Here is an 18,268-nt window from a genome sequence, read left to right as displayed (position 1 = left end):
CCTATCCCAGCATATATAATTCGGTTTGTCTATCACGCATTTCATAAATCACGTCCAGTTCTTTTATCGCACTCTTTCTGTATCTTCCTAAAGTTGCATGACTGATATGATACTTTTCTTCAACTTCTCCCCAGCTCATGGACTCTACAATCATATCCCACATGATCTCACCGACTCCATTGGACAATCCCTTCACCGTGAATTCAAAGAATTCTATTTCAGCTTCCACGTACTCAAGTCTGGAAATCAAATAGGAAAGCCATTCTTCATTTTCCCTGTCCGCAATCTTTTTATAATTCACAGCTATCTTCCCAGTCTTATCACTGATACCGCTGGTCTGGACCCTCTCCCCATCGGCATGGGAGAAGGTCATAGACTCAATGATGTCATCGGGTGAAACCCCTTTAAATCTGGAAAGCTGGAATTTCAATACTGTCTGTTCTTTTTTTAATTCCTGATATTTATCAAGCACTTCTCCTGCTTTCATTCTCTCTACCTCCAATCCTTGCACGAACTGCATCGATCAATGCCGACTGCCCGGCATCCTTTCTTTCCAACGCCTTCATGACATCTTCATCTACAGTTCCTTTTGCTATTATGTGCTGTACCACCACCGTGTTCTGCTGCCCCTGTCTCCAGAGTCTTGCATTCAACTGCTGATACAATTCCAACGACCAAGTAAGTCCAAACCAGATGATGGTAGAACCTCCATCCTGCAAATTTAATCCATGTCCTGCAGATGCCGGATGGATCAATGCCACAGGAATCTTCCCCTCATTCCAGTCTGCGATATCCTTTGCCGTATCAATTTCTCTTACATCAAATCTCTGTTTAATTCTGTCTTTATCATGCTTGAACCAGTAAGCCACAAGGACTGGTTTACCATTGGCAGCTTCGATCAGATCTTCCAGTGCATCCAGTTTCCTCTCATGGATTGGAATCACTTTTTTATTTTCATCGTAGACCGCACCGTTTGCCATCTGGGAGAGCTTATTGGAAAGTGCAGCTGCATTGACTGCATCCAGTTCATCCTCTCCGACTGTTAACACCATGTCATTTTCCAGCTGGTCATAGAACTTCTGCTCCTTATCCGACATTGTAACTTCCACTTGGGTATCGATACGATCCGGCATCTGCAGATAGTCACAAGCCTTCATGGAAATACAAATATCGGAAATCAAACTGTATATCTTCTGCTCTGCTCCCGGTCTTAACTTGTAGGAATATATGATTTCTTTATTACGCTTGTCCGGCACGAAGAATCTCTCACGATATCCGGTGATGTATCGTCCAAGTCTCTGTCCCATATCCAGCAGATACATCTGTGGCCAGAGATCAATCAGACTGTTCGGTGATGGTGTCCCGGTAAGTCCGATCATTCTTTTAATCTGTGGTCGCACTTTTTTCAGAGCCTTGAACCTCTGTGCCTTATTGGATTTAAAGGACGAAATCTCATCAATCACCACGGTATCAAAATCCCACTTATGGTTTTCCACAAGCCATGCCACATTTTCACGGTTAATGATGAAAATGTCTGCTTCTGCTTTTAGGGCATCTTCCCTCTGCTGCTTTGTCCCCAGCACCTTTGATATTTTAAGGCCCGCCAGATGATCCCACTTCATAAATTCCCGGCTCCATGTATCTTCTGCTACACGCTTCGGTGCGATCACAAGCACTCGTCCGACTGTAAAATAATCAAGGATTAACTCCCACAGTGCGGATAAGGTAATGACCGTTTTTCCAAGACCCATGTCAAGGATCAGTCCGCAGTATGGATTTTTTATAATGAATTCAGAAGCATAGTTCTGATAATCATGCGGTTTGTATTTCATGTAAAATCCCTCCAATCTTTTCTACGCTATCTATCACATAAACCCGGAAGCCTAATCCTTCCAGTGTTCGCTTTCTTTTTTCCTGTAAGGGGCGGAGCTTCTTGCCCGGAGCCTTCAGTTCTGCAAATGCCACCTTGCCTCCGGGGAACAGTATCAATCTGTCCGGCACCCCATCTAAACCGGGAGACACGAACTTTGCCGCCAAGCCTCCCATCTTTTTTGCCTCGGTTACTAATTTTTGTTCCACGTACTTTTCGCTATAACTCATTGAAACCTCCGTTTCCCAATTTCCCTTTTATGCGCGTATACGTGCAATACGCATATTCGCGTGTGTTACGGGGCTATATTTATAGATTTCTATTTAATAGATATTTATAGGCAACATAGAAACAAGCCACCCTGCTTCCCTTGCGGTTCCAGCCTTTTTTCTGTTTGCCGTCATATCCTGTTTTCGGATACCTCATCGGCAATGGCAACTGGCGTTGTCGGCATCACCATTGCCGATTGTTTCCCTATTCTGTTTCCATCAATTCTTCTCTTACATACCCTTTGACTACTCCGTAAATGGAGAAGCGCATCTTACCTTCCGGTCGCTTCCAGCCTTCGATGTTACTCATAATGGCTGCGATTTCATTGGCATCCTGTCGTTTCAGATTGCCACGCTCTTTTCCGAAACACTCGCACCAGATTTCCATATTGCAGACACGGGTACGCTTCTTCACTCCGACCTTACGGCTTCCTTCAAATTCTGATCCGTTAATGAAGTTCCTTCTTTCATAAAGAGTCATGGACTCCCAGTTCTCCGGCAAGAGCATCTCAAGGTAGTCGCGAATCGTACCCTCCCTTTCGTCCTGTTCCATTGCTTCCTTCTGTTCCTGCACTGCAATCGGCTCCAGTTCTTTTGGAAGATAGAGGGTTTCACCTTTTTTGTAATAATGAAGTGCCTCCGCCCAAATCATTTCCACTTCCTCACGGGTAAGTTCCCAAGAACCTCTGCCCGTACCGCCCGGAACTTTCACAGGCCAGAAGCGTCTGTTACCCGTAATATCACGAAGATAAGTATCTGCATTGGTCGTTCCGATGAACACACACTGTCTTGGATGAGGAGTCGCTCTTCTTCCAAAGGCAGCACGGTAAATGTCATTCTGTCGGGACAGGAACCCACGGAGCGTTTCAATATCTGTTTTCTTAAGACCTGCTAACTCTCCGATTTCCAGAATCCAATACCCCTGCAGCTTCTCGGCAGCAGTCTTATCCTTTGTGTCGGATAACAGAAGCGAGTCATTGAACCAGTCCCCACACAGCTTTGCAATGAGTGTGGATTTACCCTTTCCCTGCGGACCAGATAACACCAGCATGGTATCGAACTTACATCCCGGAGTCATAACTCTGGCTATCGCAGCTACTAAGGTTTTTCTGGTAACTGCACGGACATATTCGTTATCTGCTGCCCCCAAGAAATCGACAAGCAGTGTGTCTACTCTTGGGATTTCATCCCATTCCGGGAGTGATACCAGGAACTCTTTGATCGGATGGTAGGAACGATCATCCGTTACCTTTGATACTGCGATGTCATAATTTCTCGCTGAGAAATTTCCATAAGTAAGATCGATATAGGAAATCAGCTGTGCATCGTCCGCATCTCTCCAGAACTTGGATGGATGGCTCCAAGGCACTTCCCCTTTGATTTCCATATCATCAGACAGCTGGTTGAACACGACCCCTTTTAAGTTTTCATCGTTATTCAGAATGAGAAGCAGGTTCTTCAGATTGTTGATGAGGATACCCTGTCGGTTATACTCCAGCTGTTTCTTCCAGTCCTCTTCTGCAAAATCCATTCTGGCTGACTCTTCACGTTCCTTCCCAAGTGTGATGCGTACCTGTTCATTCTGAGAAGCAAATTCCTGCATGGCTTTGTAGGACGGAAGTTTCGTAGAGTCCGTATCCTCAGAAGCCTTCGCATCCAGATGACCGAACTTATGAATGCGGACCACATCAAAAGCGTTCATCAGCTTTCCGCAAGCTGGGTCTGTGGCGTGATGGCTATAAGCAAACACATCATCGTAGATCACAACACCTGCTGCAGAGTCCGCCGGAACGTAATCATAACGACCGGGCATGGAGCTTGGCTGATACACATCGGAAATAAAAGTGTCAATTGCCTGTGTAATTGTAAAAGTACGATTGAACGCTCCGATGACACCACGCTTCTGAAGCGGATCTTCCTGTTTCTTGATATCCTTCTGTACAATGGAATGCTGTCTGTTAGATACCGGCCATGAAGATACATCTTTCCAATCTTTGTATTTGGAAAGCACCTCATCCGGGTTCAGCGGTTCGCCTGTAATCTCATGAAAGAAAAATTCCCCATCTGCAGAGGTACTAGGCCAGTACATCAGTCGGCTCGGTTCGTAGGTGGTATCATCGAATAACTCCATTCCGATTTCTTCTGCTACCTTACGGCTGACTGCCATATATTCATCCGGTGTCACTTCTCTGGAAAGCGGAACAATGAGTCGAAGTCTTGGTTTCTCTTTGGTGTGCTTATGGGTGGAGTAAATAAAGCATCCAAATGTCTGGAACATTTCAATCTGATCTGCTACATCGGCATGTGCATAATCCATATCCAGAGTCAGTGCAGAACGGGAAAGTACACAGTCCTTCTTTCGTCTGCCACCTTTGAGTCTCCCAAGAACATAACCACCTACATCTTTCACATCATCCTGCTGTGCCTTTGACATCTTGCGATACTGCTCCATCGTTTCCGATGTACGGATAGTCTGTGAGATACGATCACGGAACTCCGAAAGTTCCATCTCTTTTAAATTCCACTTCTTTTCCATTCGGGAATTACCCGTTGATACTGCGATCTTCATTTGGTCTGCCCCCTTTACTGTTTAACATTTCCAGATTGCTCTTGGCTCTTTTATACAGAACCTGTTCTTCCCGGCTTCTGGCATTATAAAAATGGAACTGCTTCGAACCTTCCGGCTCCAATGATCTGCGTCTGGCAAATTCCATATATTTTTCGCTATGCTCGGAAACCTCCATCTCCAAGAACATTCGTAAATTATCAATGTCTTTCTTCCCTGCAAATTTCTTGATTAACGGGAATATCTTTCTTCCGACTGCTATCGTGCAGGGAAAGAACTCTTTTACATACAGTTCCATTCTACCGTTTCGATATGCCAGTCTTACGATCTGACGGGTCTGCTCCGGCTCTGCCAGATCAATCCCTAAGTGTGCGGTCGGGTCACGATACCCTTCCGAATTGTATTTTGTTCCCATACTGTGTTCTCCTAATCTTTTTTGTAAAATGGGCTTTCAAACCCTGCTGCACTTAGTGGCAGTCCATCTGTCCATTCCAGATTCACTGCCATGATTTGATTTATTTCCTCTACGGACGAAACTCCCTCCGGCACTTCCAGAACTACTTCATCATGTACATGGCATACAATGTCGAATCCCTCTTTCTCCAAACGGAGCATAGCTTCTGCAAGGATATCCCTGCTTGCTGCCTGCACGATATTTTCCACCAGCTTCGGACCGTAAGTTTCCAGTCGCATCCACTTCTTGGACTCCCCGGTTCCTTCATAGGTGATGCCCTCTCTGCCAAATTTGTTGACTCCCATCTTCGGTTTTACATAAGAGAGCTTCCTGCCCGATGGCAGCGTGACAAACAGGATACCGCTGGAATATTCAAATGCCACTCTCCCTACTCTGGATGGCTTCTTATCCCGGACTGCTTTGACTGCAGCTTCATCTACCGCCCACCAGAACTGTGTAATGTGTGGGTTCGCATTTCTCCATGTGGTTACAAGGGATGGAAGCTCCTCTTCCGAAAGTCCCATCTTCAATGCACCCATTGCAGTCATGGCACCGACCGAACCACCGTAGCCCAGTGCAAGTTCACTGATCTTACCTTTCTGACGAAGCGGTGAGGTCTTAGTAATTTCTTCAATCGGCACATGGAACATCGCTGATGCGGATGCTTCATAAATCTTCCCATGTGTCTGGAACACCTCAATTCGCCACTGTTCCCCGGCAAGCCATGCCAGCACTCTGGCTTCAATGGCTGAGAAGTCACTGATGATAAATCGACTTCCCGGCTTTGCTACAAAAGCGGTACGGATCAGTTCTGAGAGAACATTTGGTGTACTTTCGTATAACATTTCCACGTCATCGTATCTGCCGTCCGCCACCAGACCTCTTGCCAGTTCCAAATCAGAAATATGGTTCTGTGGCAGGTTGTGAATCTGAACCAATCTTCCTGCCCACCGCCCGGTGCGGTTGGCTCCGAAGAATTGAAGCAGTCCATGTACCCTGCTTTCCCTGCAGACGGAACGTTCAATAGCTTCATACTTTTTGACAGAAGTTTTCGACATTACCAGACGGAGTTTCAGCATCTCCTGCACATCCCCTTCTGTCTTATCCACCAATTCCTCCACTGTGGCTTTGGCAAGCGAATCTACTTCGATACCCTTTTCTGTCAGCCACCTTTTAAGCTGTGATACGCTGTTTGGGTTTTCCAGCTCCGAGAGTTCGTAGGCTCTCTTGGTGGCAGTTTCCTTATAAAGCAAGTCACATGCAATGGCATGATTTACAAGATTCCGGTCAACCATAATGCCCCTGTCATTGATGCGCTGATCCAAGCAGTACAGCTGCTGTTCCTTCTCTGGTATCGGATATTTCCACAGCTTCTTTCGTATCTGCTTTTCGACATCTACGTCCCGGATACAGTAGGTTTTGAACAGTTCCCATTTCTCCGGTGCATCCTCCGGAAGATTTCTGGTTCGACCGCCATTGCTCTTGGTCGGTTTACATGGACTACAGAAATAACGGATCAGTTCTTTTCCTTCCGACATCTTCTGCTTATCCAGCCCCAGAACCACACCGACACCTTCCAGTGAAAGAGGCAGAGCAAGCATCGCAGCCTGCACCGCTGTACATCTCCATGCTTCCGGTTTCAGCTTCACGCCAAGATGTCTGGATAAGCAGGTACGCTCAAAGTTAGCATTGAACGCTGTTTTTATTACAGAATCATCAAGGAGCATTTCTATGATTTCTTCCGGCAACTTTTCCCCGGATGCCAAATCCACGATTTTCGTTTCTTCATCATCCGCGGAATATGCAAACAGCAAAATTTCAAAATTGTCGGAGTCCGTGTATTTGTAAACTCCACAGTTGATAAGGTCCACATCAGAATAGGTTTCAATATCAATCGCTAACTGTTTATCCATCCGTATGACCTCCCACTCTTAATCCGGCTGATCACCTTACGGGACACACCCATATCTTCTGCAATGCAGTATGGATGTTCACCCTATTCCAGTCGTTTCTTTATTGCCACTACCTCCTGGTATTTCAAATCCAGAATTTTCATTGGCACTTTTCTTCCTCTGACGAAATGTGACAGAACACGAATACTCCCATCACCGCTCATCTGGTATCTGCCTTCCATTCCCTCTATGTCTTTCCAATCTTTCATAAAACTTCAACTCCTTTATGTAGGGGTGGAGAAACTCCCCACCCCATGATTACTTAGGAAAGGAAATCGTCATCTGCATCTACTGCGTCGAATTCATCTCTCGCATTTGCTCTGGAACCTAATGGATCACCATCACGAAGTTTCTGCACATTTCCAAGACCTGCTGCAACACCCTTATTTCCATTGGAGTTGTAAGCGTAGAAAGTAACAGATACTCTACCGTAACAGCCGGAATAAACTTCACTCTGATCGATGATAGGCTGTACCTGTCTGTCAACTACCTGCGGTGCCTGTCTGCTGTTGGCATTCACGAAGTAGCTTCCTGCGTATGCTTCATCATCCGGTCTGTCGATATCACCATCACGAAGAGGTGTTTTAAGGTTGGCAGGAATCTTACCGCCCCATTTGCCTTTGCCATCTTCTTTCGCCAGTTCGATTGCCTTTTTAATTTTTGCAATAGTATCCTTATCCTGTTTATCGATGATAAGACTCACAGAATACTTAGGATCGGAACCATTCACAGAATTCGGTTCGAAAATGTGTGCGTAAGAAAATCTGCATGGAATAATAACTTTTGTGCTGTTCATTGTTGTACTCATATATTTAGTCCTCCTGTTTAAAGTCCGCTTCTGCGGTTGATACATTTACTGCTTCTCTTTTATCTGAGTCCGGTACCAGTGTCACTTTGCCATCCGGCTTATACACGAAAGCTCCGAGAACCTCTTTGAATTTTTTCTTTCCCATCAGTCGCTCCATTTCGGTGATCCCGATGAGACTGGATTTGAAGATATCCGTGTACCCGGCTTTCTTTGCAGCTTCTGCCACTTCCTCTTCATCCGTATATTTTCTGTTACTGCGACCCATCACCAATTTGAATCCCGGCCATTCCTTATGATGAACAACCGCTTCATTCTGAGCGTATGCGTACACTTCCTCTGCCCACTTCTTAAGATCATCGGCTTTGGAAAGAACCTCTGCCATCTCTTCATCTGTCAGAAGGTCTGGTTCTTTGAATTCCATCTGTGCCAGCTTGAGTAACTCCTCGGCTCTTGCTCTGCACTGAAATCTGGCTTTGCAGAATCGGCAGTGATCACCAGCCTTAAATTCCCCTTCCCCAGAAAGAGCCATCTTTGCTCTTGGCTCCAGAACTTCTTTTCCCCATGTTCGTAACTCCTCTGCAGAGATTTCCCACGTTGAGAAATGTTCCAGTCTTGGTTGTTCAATGGTAAGTTCTACAGTTTCGATGTCGAACAACATATCTGCCATATCAAGAACTCCGAGTCCGTAGATCATAAGCTGAACATTTTCTTCAGCATCGACCATGACACCCTTCCCCAACTTCAGATCAATAATCTGTATTTTCTTGTCAGTGATAATCACCATATCCGCTGTTCCAAAACAGTCCTTCACGTGCCAGCGAAGATCGACTCGCTGTTCCACTGCAAACACAGGAGAACTGCAGATACGCTTTGCTTCTTCAATCTGCCCGATGACGTATGCGACATAATCATCGACCGCTTCCAGAAGCTCGTCCGAATAGTAATCGGACACCGGACGCTTATCTCTTCTTTTTAAATGTTTGTTGATCAGATACTCTGCCATTCTGTGTCCGGCACTGCCTTCTGCAGCATACGGAGACTGTTCATCTTCAAACTGCTCCTCCAGCAAAAGTGCCGGAGGACAGTTCAGATATCTGCTGCCGGAGGATGGAGAGAATCTTGCATGAGCGCCCATTAGAGCGCCTCCGCTTTCTTCAAAAGTTCTGGATACTTTTCTTCCGGTACTGCAGAGAGCTTGTCTGCCCCACATTCCTTCAGAAGCATCTTAACTTCCTGTGTCTTTCCGGCTCTGGATTTCTCTGCCAGAACCAGACGAACTTCATCCTGTGTGATTACCGTTTCTTCTTTTTTAGGAGCAAGTGTCATTTCAGCTTTTTCTGTTGGAACCGGAACTTCCGACATCTTTCCACCAGCTTCTGCTAACTGACGTAACCCTGCTGCTACCATCTCGTAGCCCTGTGCTACCAATAAATATGCTTCGCTCATGTTCGTACCCCTTTCTTCTATTTCAAAAGTTTCAACCCTTTAATGGATGCCACATATTCCGGTGTTGCTCTTTCATCAATGCGGAGCGTTCTAAGATTGATGCGGTTCATATCTTTGTCATACAGACGAACCGGAACCTTCGTTTCTCTCGCATGATCTAATTCGAACTGCATGCCAGAAGTGATATTGAATCCGAAGACCCAGACCTCATCGCAGCAATCCATGAGTTCCAGCCCCATTTCAATGCCCTGCATTCTCTCGGCTGGTTTCTTCTCATCAAGAAACATTGGAAAATAAAGATGCGGTACAATCGGAACGGCTCCTGTGCCAATCGCAATACGTGCATAGAACTTTGCTTTTTCTGCATTCTCTTCTTCGTTTCCTCTAAACGGTGAACAAATAAAAACTGTCTTCATGGTTTATAACCATCCTTTCTACATTCGGTTCTCATGACCGTGGTTGTCTCGTTATATTGGATAAATAATCGTTTTCTTTTCATATCAGTTGTGGTAAACTGATTGCGATGGGATGATTGCATCGATACTCTTCTGCCAGGTCGAGTGATGTTTTCATTCCCTTCTGTATTTTTAATCCGATACATTTATCCAGCTCCATTTTTGGTAAGTTTTTGAGTTCTTCTTAAGCATTTGGTAAGTTCGTGATTAAAAAAAATTGCATCGAACTCTGCAAATGATAAGTCCAGTTGCTTGACAAGGGTTAGCATCTCCTCCGCTTTGAACTTATTTTCAGAACTGCATTCTTTATGGCACATTGCCTTTTCGGTAATTCCCAAGGCAGCTGCCAGATCCTTCTGACGAAGATTTTTCTCAACTCTCTTCGCCTTCAGCATTCTTACGTTCATGCGTCTTCTCTCCTTTCGTTTAAGTCTGAGGAAATTATATTAAACATTCGGTAAGTTGTCAACACACAACTTTCCATTAGTTTTACATTTCTAATACTCAAAATCTCGATTTTTCCTTATTTTTCAAGCTTTTTCGCACTTAAAAAACTTTCCATTTTTATTTTTCTATTGACACAAATGGTAAGTTCTGTTATACTTTTGGTAAATCAGAAATCACCATGAATTTTTATTTTTTTACAATTAATACTACGAATGAATGCAAAAGAACGTTTGCATGAATGCTGTAGTGCAGGAACTAAAAAGCCTGTCAAGAAAGCAAGCCAGTTGGAGCTGAAATACGAAAACCTCAAGGGACGGTCGAATATATGTATCATCGCTTGGAAACTATAATACAAAAAGATACTGAAGCAAAGATCCCTTATAAAATAATCAAGTAAGCCAAACACTGCAAAATGCTAAAGACGCAGAGCAAAAAGTGCCATGCAGAGCATATGCAAATCTATATTAGAAAGAGGATACCAATTATGACAAATACGATATTAGGAGAAAGGATTTCTGATTTATTACAAAAACATGGTTTAACTCAACGAGAGCTTGCAGAAAAGGTCGGTGTAACTGAAGTTTCCATGTCAAGATATATTAAAGGTGACCGTACTCCGAAAGGACCAATCATCGCTAATATAGCTCTTGCACTTCACACCACTTCCGATTATCTACTTGGTCAGGAAGCTGAAGAAGACTCTGAACTTGAGTATTATCGTACTCAGCGTGCGATTGCTCGGAATGCAAAGAATTGGACACAGAAGCAGAAAGCCGATCTCGTTAACGCCCTTTTTGAGTCAGAAAACTAGAAAGGATTAAACTTGAGAATACTGACAGACAACAGGTGCGAAGATATCAAACAGGAAGTTTCTTTTATGTTTGAAGAGTGCGAAATAAGTAGTTACCCCATTGACTGCTTCGATATCGCAAACAAACTTTATTACGTTTTGAAACCATACTCTTCCCTTACTCCGGAAGAATATATGAATGCCCTCTGTATTGATCCAGACGGCTTTTCTAGAGTAGAAATTAATCCTGCTACTGGAATGAACCAATATGTCATCTATTATAATGACTATGCTCAGTACGAGCGTATGCGATGGACAATCTTCCACGAGATTGGTCATATTTATTTAGGTCATCACGACAATCCCGATGACAGCAATAGTGCCATCGAGGAAGCAGAGGCAAATTTTTTTGCAAAATATGCGATTGCTCCCCCTCCGTTAATTGCCATCACGCATTGTAGTGGTGCTTCCGATATCGCAAACATATTTTGCGTATCAGCTGAAGCATCCGAGTATTCATTCGAATACTACATGAAATGGATGAAATACGGTCCTCGGTGCTATGCCTCTTACGAAAGAAGAATGCTGCGATTATTCCTGGCAGCATAGCAAAAAGGACTGATGAGAGTTCCCATTCATCGGGAACCGTCATAAGTCCTTTTTACATCAAATGTGCTTGTAATTCTATATCTTGTATGATAAAATCCATATAGCCACAATATATAGTGTATTATACATATTTACACTGAAATCTGAGTCAAGAAAGCGAGGTGAAAAACGTATGGAAGAGACAATTAGAATCGTAAAAAGAAATAATGAGGAGGTTACCTTCTCAATTCATAAAATCGTAGAAGCCATTAATGCTGCTGTCAGCAAACTGGTGAATGAATGTCTTGAGGAACTTTATGCCAGTATCCAGAGAACATTTTATTCAATAGTTCATTCCGCATGGCATTGGCTTATGCGCTTGTTCGACAAAGAAAACTATAGAAAGGAGAAATCAATAAGCTGTCCCCTGCACGCATATATTTCGACGGCAGCCCTCTTTTCATGCGTCAAACCTGTCACCTCAGTATTTTGTCGTTTCTCCCAGAGAATTCGAAACATTTACTTACTGAGGACTCAGGATCGCAGTAACGATGCCGACAGTGCTGACAATAATTTTATACACATTGCAACTACAACAGTATAAAACTTATTCCAGCAGGAGGTTACAACATGGAATTAGCAGAATGTATCATGGACTCCATTGATGATGCCATGAAAAATTATACAGAATCCGAAGAATATAGAACAGAAAAAACAGAAATCAACAATATGCTTTCAGAATTCCGCTCTGGTCTTAATCCAGAACAGCAGATCAAATTTAACAAAATAATCGATGCCATCAATACTAGCGATGGCACATTCGCATCAAAAGCATATGTAACTGGTGTTGTAAACGGTATCGCACTGAGACAGAAGACGCTATAAAAACTGAATAAAAAAATTTCGCCCGGCTGAAAATCAACCGGGCTATTTTAATGCATATAGTCATATTGAGTTAAACGTCTTGTTTTCTGTGTCTGAGGCAGACTCGCTTCTGCTGCTTCCCTGCTGCCATGCAATCTATGTTTCTTTACTTGTATCGCTCCACCTTCTTCAAATCGAATCAAATATATCCCTCCCGATACACGTCCAACAGTGCATTTACGAATAATCCGATTACTCTCTATAATGTATACCGTATCTCCAACTTTATAATTTTCTTCCATTCTACCACGATCCTCTCACCAAAAAGAAAAACCAACTCAAAGGGAAATCAAAGCCGGTCCGTCCTTTTCTCATTCACTTATTACCTTGCTGTGTAAAGCAATTCCTTCTACAACACCATGCATATATGCTTCTGAAGCAAACATTGAATTCTGATCCGTCATTGCATCTAATATAGCATTGAATTTCCGACTCTGGCTCTCGCTTAGGCCATCACGAAAATCTGTTACCATATCATTAACGCTCTGCTTCTGTTCTTGGTATTTTTCCGAATGTATATATGCCTGCATTGATTCTTCAAGTGCATCCTTGATTCATTCTTCAAGTTCCATCGTAAACCACACCTCCAATACCGGGATAAATACTGATTGGTCTGTTTAACAAATGTCCTGCATTGGTAGCGAACCTATTTATATTATATCGAACATTAGTTCGATTATCAATTTTATCTTGTCACATAAAAAGACTAGTTATACAAATATCATTTTTGCATAACTAGCCTTTAATTTTTTCATGAAATTTAGCATCAAAATTATTATCAAATCTATTTTTTGGTACAACAAAAAAACCTATTATAATATTCAAAAAATGTTCAACAAAAATCTACCCACGTTCTATATACAAATCCACAATCACATTATTCAATTTTGATAATTTAATCGATAAAAAACTTCACTTGAAACTTAAAACAAACTCTTCAATAAATGTTCCCGGGTATGTCGTAAATAATAAGAATTATATATGTAGTATATATTTTATTATATCCTTTTGGCACCTTTGTTTCTTTAACACTTTATGTTCCTCCTTCTATATTCCGTTTCATCATCTAACACCGATTCGCCAGGGTGTCATCATTCTCATGACACCCATCTACCGGTGAAGGAATCAGCGAGTTAATGATGAATCAGATTGATAAATGCTTTTATCGTCTCAGTTTCTAAATCTGTGTAATGTTTTAATAACAGATCTTCTCTTGCCCGGAATAATTCTTTCAACTCCAGATTATCGGAGATTAGACGATCAATCGCTCTTTTGTTTTCATCCAACTGTCGCTGTAATTCCTGATACTGCTCTGTTTTCTGATACTCCAACTGCTTTTCTTCCGTATACTCGCAGTAGGCTTCAAATAAACAATTTTTCATATCGTTCATTACACACGACCTCCGTAATTAATTTTCTTTATTCAATTGTCAAATTAAGGACAGTTTCATGTTTCTACCGCCTCGGTCTAACACGACCTCCTTCTTGATTTCCATCGCTTCAAAATCAATCAATGCAACAGAAACATTCGCTAATACCATATACCGATTAATCTCTTGAACCAATTCATCATACAGCGCCTCATCATTAAGTATAAGAGTATACTGTGTATTTTGAAGTGGCCGAAAAGATAAGATTCTTCCAAGATTATAATAGTACGCATTTCTACGAGCTACATAATCGGATATCTGGTACGAGAAGCTTAATACGAATTCCCATCTGACCTTGGTACCATCCTGCGAAACCAAAAAGGCGAAGTCTACCTCTTTGTTTTCTCCCAACGAAAGCAACTGATATGTACAGCCACATAACATCAACCTTTTAGAAACAATTCCTAAGGTTATTACATCGCTTTGTTGAAATGCTACAGCTTCAAATTCTTTCGTACTTTCGATTTCATCACCGTTATAACCAGCTGCTATTAAGAATTCCTGGCTGGATAAGCCTATTTCTTTTGCATAACGTTCTGATGCCAATTTGAAACACATTTTCTTTGAAGGCTTGCAAATGCCAGATTTTACTCTGGATAAATGTGCTGGTGATATACCACAAGCTCTACTGTATTCGGATAAACTTCTTGGTCCACAAGCTTTTGATATCAATTCAGCAAGTTTATTCTCATTCACGACTATTGCACTCAACGCTTTGCCTCCTTGTCAGATACTTCTCTTCAATTGGTCATTAAGCCAATTTTGATAAATACATCTTATCATTTCTACTCTATACTGTCAATGCACAATCGTTACATTTTTCTTTTATGTAACGAAATGTAATGATTCATTGATATAAAAAGGACTGCAGAATACTTTGAAACTGCAGCCTTATGTAGAAAACCTATCTATTTCCCTTTGCACGATTATGTGTCTTACACAACATCTGGCAATTACTAACATCCGTTGCTCCACCATTACTCCAAGCTGTAACATGGTCCGCATCCATTTCTGTTTGTTTCCAGATACGAGTCTTGTTATTATCTGACCCCAAAGCGCAAAGAGGACAATTGGAATGCCCCTTTAATTTCGCTTCAGCAGTCTGCTTTGTATATACAGATTTTTTTGTTGGCTCATTAAATACACGTATATTTAATAGTTTGTGATCAACACATCCACCTAAAATATATTCATAAATTCCCTTTTTATCATTGACATAATAGTCTGATAACAATGCTTGAACTTTTTTGGAAACCTCCTGCGGATTATATGCATTTCTATGATACTTTTCATATAATCTACCCCAATCCAATCCTCTCATTGAGCTATCAACGTCATCAAAAACACTAGAGATCCAATCAATAACGCTATTAAAGTAACTTTTCAATTCTGTAATATTCGTATCATATCTATGCCGACTCATGTAAGCGTCTATATTACCCTTACTTACCCAATCCAACGCTGTTTTCAAAAATTCTTGTCTTAATGGAGAACCCGCAATATATGCGCTCCACTTCTGTACATTTGCATTCTGACTATTACTAAATTCTTCCTTTGCTAAAGTAACAAATGGTCCAGAGTGAATTGCATTGGATAATTCTTGGTCATTTAACGGAACACCTGCAATATTGATAGTTTTGAACCACTCTTTTATTTCAGTTTCGGTTCCTTCACATTCATAAATAGTCAACTTGCTCTTCATAATCTTTTCTTTTTGATCTTCCGCAAGCCCACTAAAATAGTGTGGAATTCCATTTGCATCTTTTATTGCAAACTTCCCCGTAACAAATCTACCAAAACTGGTAATACGCTGCTGACCATCCAAAACTTCATATTTATCTTCCGCAACTTTCGTAAAATAAATTAATCCCAAAGGATAGCCTTTTAAAAGAGAATCCACAACAGCGACATCCTTTTTCCCATCAGCATAGATATAGTTTCTTTGATATTCCGGCTGAATAGTCAACTTACCAGATAAACCAAACAAGCCTTTTCCTTCATATTCGTTGTATACAAATCCTTTACATATATCTTCGACTGTTATATCTATTCTTAAATTCGTTTCCATAATTTAACCTTTCTTGCGAATTGCAACACGCTTATATATGCTCTTACCATTAATTGTCGGAGCAGCCAAATCAAAATCTCCGTCTTTACCGTGGTTGAATTCTCCAACAATTTCAAACTGATCTGGATTGTATTTATCTAAGAATGTAATGGGTACACCCATAATACCATCATAATCCTTTGGAATTGCATCTGTATAAGATACTTCAATTGCGTCAAAATTGTCATATTTGGGATAACCCTGCTCTCGAATACTCTTGTGCTTGCTAAATTTAAGATTATCTGCCATTGTCATAAGATGAAGTGGTTGGTGACGCCGACCATGTTCTATATTTGTTAACCACAAACAATTATTCGTTGCAACAATACGCTGGCCATTTTCAATCCTTGCTTCTGTTCCATAAAGTTCATATGCTTCCGGTACGATAAAACCCGAAATCCAACGCCCCATACCATTTCCAAGCCAAATTTCATTATCCATTATCAAGGGAAATACTTCTTTATACAGTACGCAGTTAATATTTCCAATAATAAGAAACTGTTTTTTTGCCTCCATAATCCAAAACAAAAATTCTCTAAACATTGAAAATGGTGGATTTGTAATGATAAAATCTGCTTCGTCTCTTAGTGCCTTCACTTCATCACTACGAAAATCTCCATCGCCTTCAAGATATTGCCATTCCAAGTCATCTATATCTATCTTCCCAGATTTATTCTTTCTTCTTGTTAAAGTAAAAATCTTTCCATGACTTCGTGTCTTCGCTTCATCATACCCGAAGCCTTCCATCTCAAATAATGTAAGTTGATAAGGAATACCTGCTGGTTTGCTATCTGCTGCGTAGCTTGTGCTTATTAACTTCTTCAGTCCAAAATTTTCAAAATTTTGAGCAAAAAATCTAGTAAAATTACTCCATTCTGGATCATCACATGGAAGCAATACAGTTTTATTTCTAAATACGTCTGGATTATATTCTAAGTAAGCATTAATTTCTTTCTGAATATCCTCGTATAGAGTATAAAATTCATCATTCTTTGCTTTCTTGGCATCTGCCATTTTATCATTTAATCGTGCCATTATAACTCTCCTCGCATCATGCTCATTCTCCATCTTCTGGAATAAATTCTAATATATCATTAGGTGTACATCTCATTGCTCTACAAATACTTTCAACCTTATCAAGTGCAATATATTGTCCATTTTTTATTTTTGTAATAATATTTGCTGAAATCTGAGCATTGCGCATAAGCTCTGCATTCGAAATATTTTTTTCAATCATCATGTGTTGAAGTCTTTTATACGTAACAGCCATTCTACACCTCCCAATTTAAACACAGCATATCACATTTCTGTGAATTTTTCAATATTTCTATGTATATGATGGATGATGACACTTAGATAATTATTTATTACCATGATTTTCGCAGAGTTTTTGCATCTTCTCTATTTTCTTCAGCATTCCTTTATCCAACTGTATAAGGCATTCTACCTCTTCATCTGTCACATTCAAAGAGTCCTCCGAGTGAAGAATATTCAAATGAAACATTTTAGTCAGCTGCCTATCACTGAATTTTACTTCCAGCATCCGGTCTTCAATCTCGTGTAAAGAAATGAATCGGACACCTTCCTGTTCGCAAACACCTTCCAACTCCTTCATTGTTTCTTCTCCCAAGTTTCGGAACTTCATAATATCCTCTCTGGAATATTTGACAATATCGGATAATATGTACACATCATTTCGTAATAAAATGTTTTTCAGTCGGGTCGTGATCGGAAGCTCTGCAACCAGCTTCTCCCCTTCTGGTACATACACATATCCCACTTCCAGCAACCTATCCAGACATATATTGCTGAAATGCTTCTGTGAGTATCTTTCTATGAACTCTGATACACTTAATCCCTGGACTTCCGAAATATCCTTAACTCCAATTTCATTCAGAAGCCATTCCAGATTATCCGTTCTGCATCTTTTACTCGATGTCTTCACTAGCATAATTATAACCTTCCATCTTATCTTCCGGTGCATAAATCACCATGATATCTGATCGATCCTCTTTGTGGTCAATATGAACCCAAAAATCACGAATCCAATATCCCAAGCGATGTTCACCCAACGTATATAATTCATTACTATGAAACAAAAACCATCGGATAGCCAAAAAAGCGCATACTATCCCTATTAAACTTTTAATCGTCCATTTTGA

At 41.2% G+C, this 18,268-nt stretch carries 24 protein-coding genes and 1 pseudogene; 4 read left to right on the top strand and 21 right to left on the bottom strand.

What is annotated here, in order from left to right; genetic code table 11:
* Window position 1: 1 nt before the first annotated feature.
* The 12 genes from GKG41_RS18785 to GKG41_RS18730 form a co-directional block, all read right to left on the bottom strand.
* Entirely contained in the window at window positions 2–487 is a 486-nt protein-coding gene (locus GKG41_RS18785) for a hypothetical protein (protein ID WP_154261388.1), read from the bottom strand.
* Window positions 465–1,832: a DEAD/DEAH box helicase gene (locus GKG41_RS18780; protein ID WP_154261387.1), complete on the bottom strand. Its 1,368-nt coding sequence runs from the start codon at window positions 1,830–1,832 to the stop codon at window positions 465–467. Before GKG41_RS18780 ends, GKG41_RS18785 begins: the two co-directional genes overlap by 23 nt.
* Entirely contained in the window at window positions 1,813–2,100 is a 288-nt protein-coding gene (locus GKG41_RS18775; RefSeq protein WP_154261386.1) for a VRR-NUC domain-containing protein, read from the bottom strand. The genes GKG41_RS18780 and GKG41_RS18775 overlap by 20 nt, the downstream gene beginning before the upstream one ends.
* 244 nt (window positions 2,101–2,344) lie before the next feature.
* The gene (locus GKG41_RS18770; RefSeq protein WP_154261385.1) at window positions 2,345–4,708 is read right to left on the bottom strand and encodes a virulence-associated E family protein; all 2,364 of its coding nucleotides are present in this window, start codon (window positions 4,706–4,708) and stop codon (window positions 2,345–2,347) included.
* The gene (locus GKG41_RS18765) at window positions 4,683–5,120 is read right to left on the bottom strand and encodes a hypothetical protein (RefSeq protein ID WP_154261384.1); all 438 of its coding nucleotides are present in this window, start codon (window positions 5,118–5,120) and stop codon (window positions 4,683–4,685) included. Before GKG41_RS18765 ends, GKG41_RS18770 begins: the two co-directional genes overlap by 26 nt.
* Before the next feature lie 11 nt (window positions 5,121–5,131).
* Window positions 5,132–7,072 (bottom strand): DNA polymerase, encoded by a 1,941-nt coding sequence (locus tag GKG41_RS18760; protein WP_154261383.1) that lies wholly within the window; start codon window positions 7,070–7,072, stop codon window positions 5,132–5,134.
* Between the two features lie 83 nt (window positions 7,073–7,155).
* Window positions 7,156–7,320 carry an NUMOD4 domain-containing protein gene (locus GKG41_RS23640; RefSeq protein ID WP_243141075.1) on the bottom strand — a complete coding sequence of 55 codons (165 nt, stop codon included), beginning with the start codon at window positions 7,318–7,320 and terminating at the stop codon, window positions 7,156–7,158.
* A gap of 53 nt (window positions 7,321–7,373) precedes the next feature.
* Window positions 7,374–7,919 (bottom strand): DUF2815 family protein, encoded by a 546-nt coding sequence (locus GKG41_RS18750; RefSeq protein WP_154261382.1) that lies wholly within the window; start codon window positions 7,917–7,919, stop codon window positions 7,374–7,376.
* A 4-nt stretch (window positions 7,920–7,923) separates the two neighbouring features.
* Window positions 7,924–9,054, bottom strand: a complete 1,131-nt coding sequence (locus GKG41_RS18745) for a DUF2800 domain-containing protein (protein ID WP_154261381.1) — start codon at window positions 9,052–9,054, stop codon at window positions 7,924–7,926.
* The gene (locus GKG41_RS18740) at window positions 9,054–9,365 is read right to left on the bottom strand and encodes a hypothetical protein (RefSeq protein WP_154261380.1); all 312 of its coding nucleotides are present in this window, start codon (window positions 9,363–9,365) and stop codon (window positions 9,054–9,056) included. The genes GKG41_RS18745 and GKG41_RS18740 overlap by 1 nt, the downstream gene beginning before the upstream one ends.
* Before the next feature lie 17 nt (window positions 9,366–9,382).
* Window positions 9,383–9,781 carry a DUF4406 domain-containing protein gene (locus GKG41_RS18735; RefSeq protein WP_154261379.1) on the bottom strand — a complete coding sequence of 133 codons (399 nt, stop codon included), beginning with the start codon at window positions 9,779–9,781 and terminating at the stop codon, window positions 9,383–9,385.
* Window positions 9,782–9,966: 185 nt separating this feature from the next.
* A complete protein-coding gene (locus GKG41_RS18730) occupies window positions 9,967–10,227 on the bottom strand; it encodes a helix-turn-helix transcriptional regulator (RefSeq protein ID WP_154261378.1) in 261 nt (86 codons plus the stop codon).
* Window positions 10,228–10,751: 524 nt separating this feature from the next.
* On the opposite strand from GKG41_RS18730, the gene GKG41_RS18725 reads away from it, so the two are divergent.
* From GKG41_RS18725 to GKG41_RS18710, 4 genes are all read left to right on the top strand, one after another.
* A complete protein-coding gene (locus GKG41_RS18725; protein ID WP_154261377.1) occupies window positions 10,752–11,078 on the top strand; it encodes a helix-turn-helix transcriptional regulator in 327 nt (108 codons plus the stop codon).
* 66 nt (window positions 11,079–11,144) lie between these two features.
* Window positions 11,145–11,666: an ImmA/IrrE family metallo-endopeptidase gene (locus GKG41_RS18720; RefSeq protein ID WP_154261376.1), complete on the top strand. Its 522-nt coding sequence runs from the start codon at window positions 11,145–11,147 to the stop codon at window positions 11,664–11,666.
* Window positions 11,667–11,838: 172 nt separating this feature from the next.
* Window positions 11,839–12,249 (top strand): ATP cone domain-containing protein, encoded by a 411-nt coding sequence (locus tag GKG41_RS18715; RefSeq protein WP_154261375.1) that lies wholly within the window; start codon window positions 11,839–11,841, stop codon window positions 12,247–12,249.
* A gap of 26 nt (window positions 12,250–12,275) precedes the next feature.
* On the top strand, window positions 12,276–12,530 hold the full coding sequence (locus GKG41_RS18710) for a hypothetical protein (RefSeq protein WP_154261374.1): 255 nt from the start codon (window positions 12,276–12,278) through the stop codon (window positions 12,528–12,530).
* 47 nt (window positions 12,531–12,577) lie between these two features.
* Here the strand turns inward: GKG41_RS18710 and GKG41_RS18705 are convergent, their stop codons facing one another.
* From GKG41_RS18705 to GKG41_RS23345, 9 genes and pseudogenes are all read right to left on the bottom strand, one after another.
* The gene (locus tag GKG41_RS18705; protein ID WP_154261373.1) at window positions 12,578–12,811 is read right to left on the bottom strand and encodes a hypothetical protein; all 234 of its coding nucleotides are present in this window, start codon (window positions 12,809–12,811) and stop codon (window positions 12,578–12,580) included.
* Between the two features lie 69 nt (window positions 12,812–12,880).
* Window positions 12,881–13,099: a DUF6809 family protein gene (locus GKG41_RS18700; RefSeq protein ID WP_154261372.1), complete on the bottom strand. Its 219-nt coding sequence runs from the start codon at window positions 13,097–13,099 to the stop codon at window positions 12,881–12,883.
* 603 nt (window positions 13,100–13,702) lie between these two features.
* Window positions 13,703–13,960, bottom strand: coding sequence for a hypothetical protein (locus tag GKG41_RS18695; RefSeq protein WP_154261371.1), 258 nt, complete (start codon window positions 13,958–13,960; stop codon window positions 13,703–13,705).
* Window positions 13,961–13,999: 39 nt separating this feature from the next.
* Window positions 14,000–14,710 (bottom strand): hypothetical protein, encoded by a 711-nt coding sequence (locus tag GKG41_RS18690; RefSeq protein ID WP_154261370.1) that lies wholly within the window; start codon window positions 14,708–14,710, stop codon window positions 14,000–14,002.
* Window positions 14,711–14,903: 193 nt separating this feature from the next.
* The gene (locus GKG41_RS18685) at window positions 14,904–16,067 is read right to left on the bottom strand and encodes a DUF262 domain-containing protein (RefSeq protein WP_154261369.1); all 1,164 of its coding nucleotides are present in this window, start codon (window positions 16,065–16,067) and stop codon (window positions 14,904–14,906) included.
* Between the two features lie 3 nt (window positions 16,068–16,070).
* Window positions 16,071–17,141, bottom strand: a complete 1,071-nt coding sequence (locus tag GKG41_RS18680; protein WP_154261368.1) for an adenine-specific methyltransferase EcoRI family protein — start codon at window positions 17,139–17,141, stop codon at window positions 16,071–16,073.
* Between the two features lie 22 nt (window positions 17,142–17,163).
* On the bottom strand, window positions 17,164–17,376 hold the full coding sequence (locus tag GKG41_RS18675) for a helix-turn-helix transcriptional regulator (RefSeq protein WP_154261367.1): 213 nt from the start codon (window positions 17,374–17,376) through the stop codon (window positions 17,164–17,166).
* Window positions 17,377–17,466: 90 nt separating this feature from the next.
* A complete protein-coding gene (locus tag GKG41_RS18670; RefSeq protein WP_173015654.1) occupies window positions 17,467–18,057 on the bottom strand; it encodes a DNA-directed RNA polymerase subunit alpha C-terminal domain-containing protein in 591 nt (196 codons plus the stop codon).
* Window positions 18,035–18,268: pseudogene (locus GKG41_RS23345) on the bottom strand (hypothetical protein); the annotation flags it as partial. The gene GKG41_RS18670 and the pseudogene GKG41_RS23345, both read right to left, overlap by 23 nt.

The sequence above is a fragment of the Lactonifactor sp. BIOML-A5 genome (assembly GCF_009677585.1).
Taxonomy (GTDB): domain Bacteria; phylum Bacillota; class Clostridia; order Lachnospirales; family Lachnospiraceae; genus Lactonifactor.
Note: the sequence above shows the minus strand (reverse complement) of the source record. Positions and strands in the feature narration are given on the sequence as shown.

Bases quoted from the DNA above. Each gene is read 5' to 3' on its own strand.
- GKG41_RS18785 (WP_154261388.1), bottom strand. From the start codon at position 487: ATGAAAGCAGGAGAAGTGCTTGATAAATATCAGGAATTAAAAAAAGAA.
- GKG41_RS18780 (WP_154261387.1), bottom strand. From the start codon at position 1,832: ATGAAATACAAACCGCATGATTATCAGAACTATGCTTCTGAATTCATT.
- GKG41_RS18775 (WP_154261386.1), bottom strand. From the start codon at position 2,100: ATGAGTTATAGCGAAAAGTACGTGGAACAAAAATTAGTAACCGAGGCA.
- GKG41_RS18770 (WP_154261385.1), bottom strand. From the start codon at position 4,708: ATGAAGATCGCAGTATCAACGGGTAATTCCCGAATGGAAAAGAAGTGG.
- GKG41_RS18765 (WP_154261384.1), bottom strand. From the start codon at position 5,120: ATGGGAACAAAATACAATTCGGAAGGGTATCGTGACCCGACCGCACAC.
- GKG41_RS18760 (WP_154261383.1), bottom strand. From the start codon at position 7,072: ATGGATAAACAGTTAGCGATTGATATTGAAACCTATTCTGATGTGGAC.
- GKG41_RS23640 (WP_243141075.1), bottom strand. From the start codon at position 7,320: ATGAAAGATTGGAAAGACATAGAGGGAATGGAAGGCAGATACCAGATG.
- GKG41_RS18750 (WP_154261382.1), bottom strand. From the start codon at position 7,919: ATGAGTACAACAATGAACAGCACAAAAGTTATTATTCCATGCAGATTT.
- GKG41_RS18745 (WP_154261381.1), bottom strand. From the start codon at position 9,054: ATGGGCGCTCATGCAAGATTCTCTCCATCCTCCGGCAGCAGATATCTG.
- GKG41_RS18740 (WP_154261380.1), bottom strand. From the start codon at position 9,365: ATGAGCGAAGCATATTTATTGGTAGCACAGGGCTACGAGATGGTAGCA.
- GKG41_RS18735 (WP_154261379.1), bottom strand. From the start codon at position 9,781: ATGAAGACAGTTTTTATTTGTTCACCGTTTAGAGGAAACGAAGAAGAG.
- GKG41_RS18730 (WP_154261378.1), bottom strand. From the start codon at position 10,227: ATGAACGTAAGAATGCTGAAGGCGAAGAGAGTTGAGAAAAATCTTCGT.
- GKG41_RS18725 (WP_154261377.1), top strand. From the start codon at position 10,752: ATGACAAATACGATATTAGGAGAAAGGATTTCTGATTTATTACAAAAA.
- GKG41_RS18720 (WP_154261376.1), top strand. From the start codon at position 11,145: ATGTTTGAAGAGTGCGAAATAAGTAGTTACCCCATTGACTGCTTCGAT.
- GKG41_RS18715 (WP_154261375.1), top strand. From the start codon at position 11,839: ATGGAAGAGACAATTAGAATCGTAAAAAGAAATAATGAGGAGGTTACC.
- GKG41_RS18710 (WP_154261374.1), top strand. From the start codon at position 12,276: ATGGAATTAGCAGAATGTATCATGGACTCCATTGATGATGCCATGAAA.
- GKG41_RS18705 (WP_154261373.1), bottom strand. From the start codon at position 12,811: ATGGAAGAAAATTATAAAGTTGGAGATACGGTATACATTATAGAGAGT.
- GKG41_RS18700 (WP_154261372.1), bottom strand. From the start codon at position 13,099: ATGCAGGCATATATACATTCGGAAAAATACCAAGAACAGAAGCAGAGC.
- GKG41_RS18695 (WP_154261371.1), bottom strand. From the start codon at position 13,960: ATGAACGATATGAAAAATTGTTTATTTGAAGCCTACTGCGAGTATACG.
- GKG41_RS18685 (WP_154261369.1), bottom strand. From the start codon at position 16,067: ATGGAAACGAATTTAAGAATAGATATAACAGTCGAAGATATATGTAAA.
- GKG41_RS18680 (WP_154261368.1), bottom strand. From the start codon at position 17,141: ATGGCACGATTAAATGATAAAATGGCAGATGCCAAGAAAGCAAAGAAT.
- GKG41_RS18675 (WP_154261367.1), bottom strand. From the start codon at position 17,376: ATGGCTGTTACGTATAAAAGACTTCAACACATGATGATTGAAAAAAAT.
- GKG41_RS18670 (WP_173015654.1), bottom strand. From the start codon at position 18,057: ATGCTAGTGAAGACATCGAGTAAAAGATGCAGAACGGATAATCTGGAA.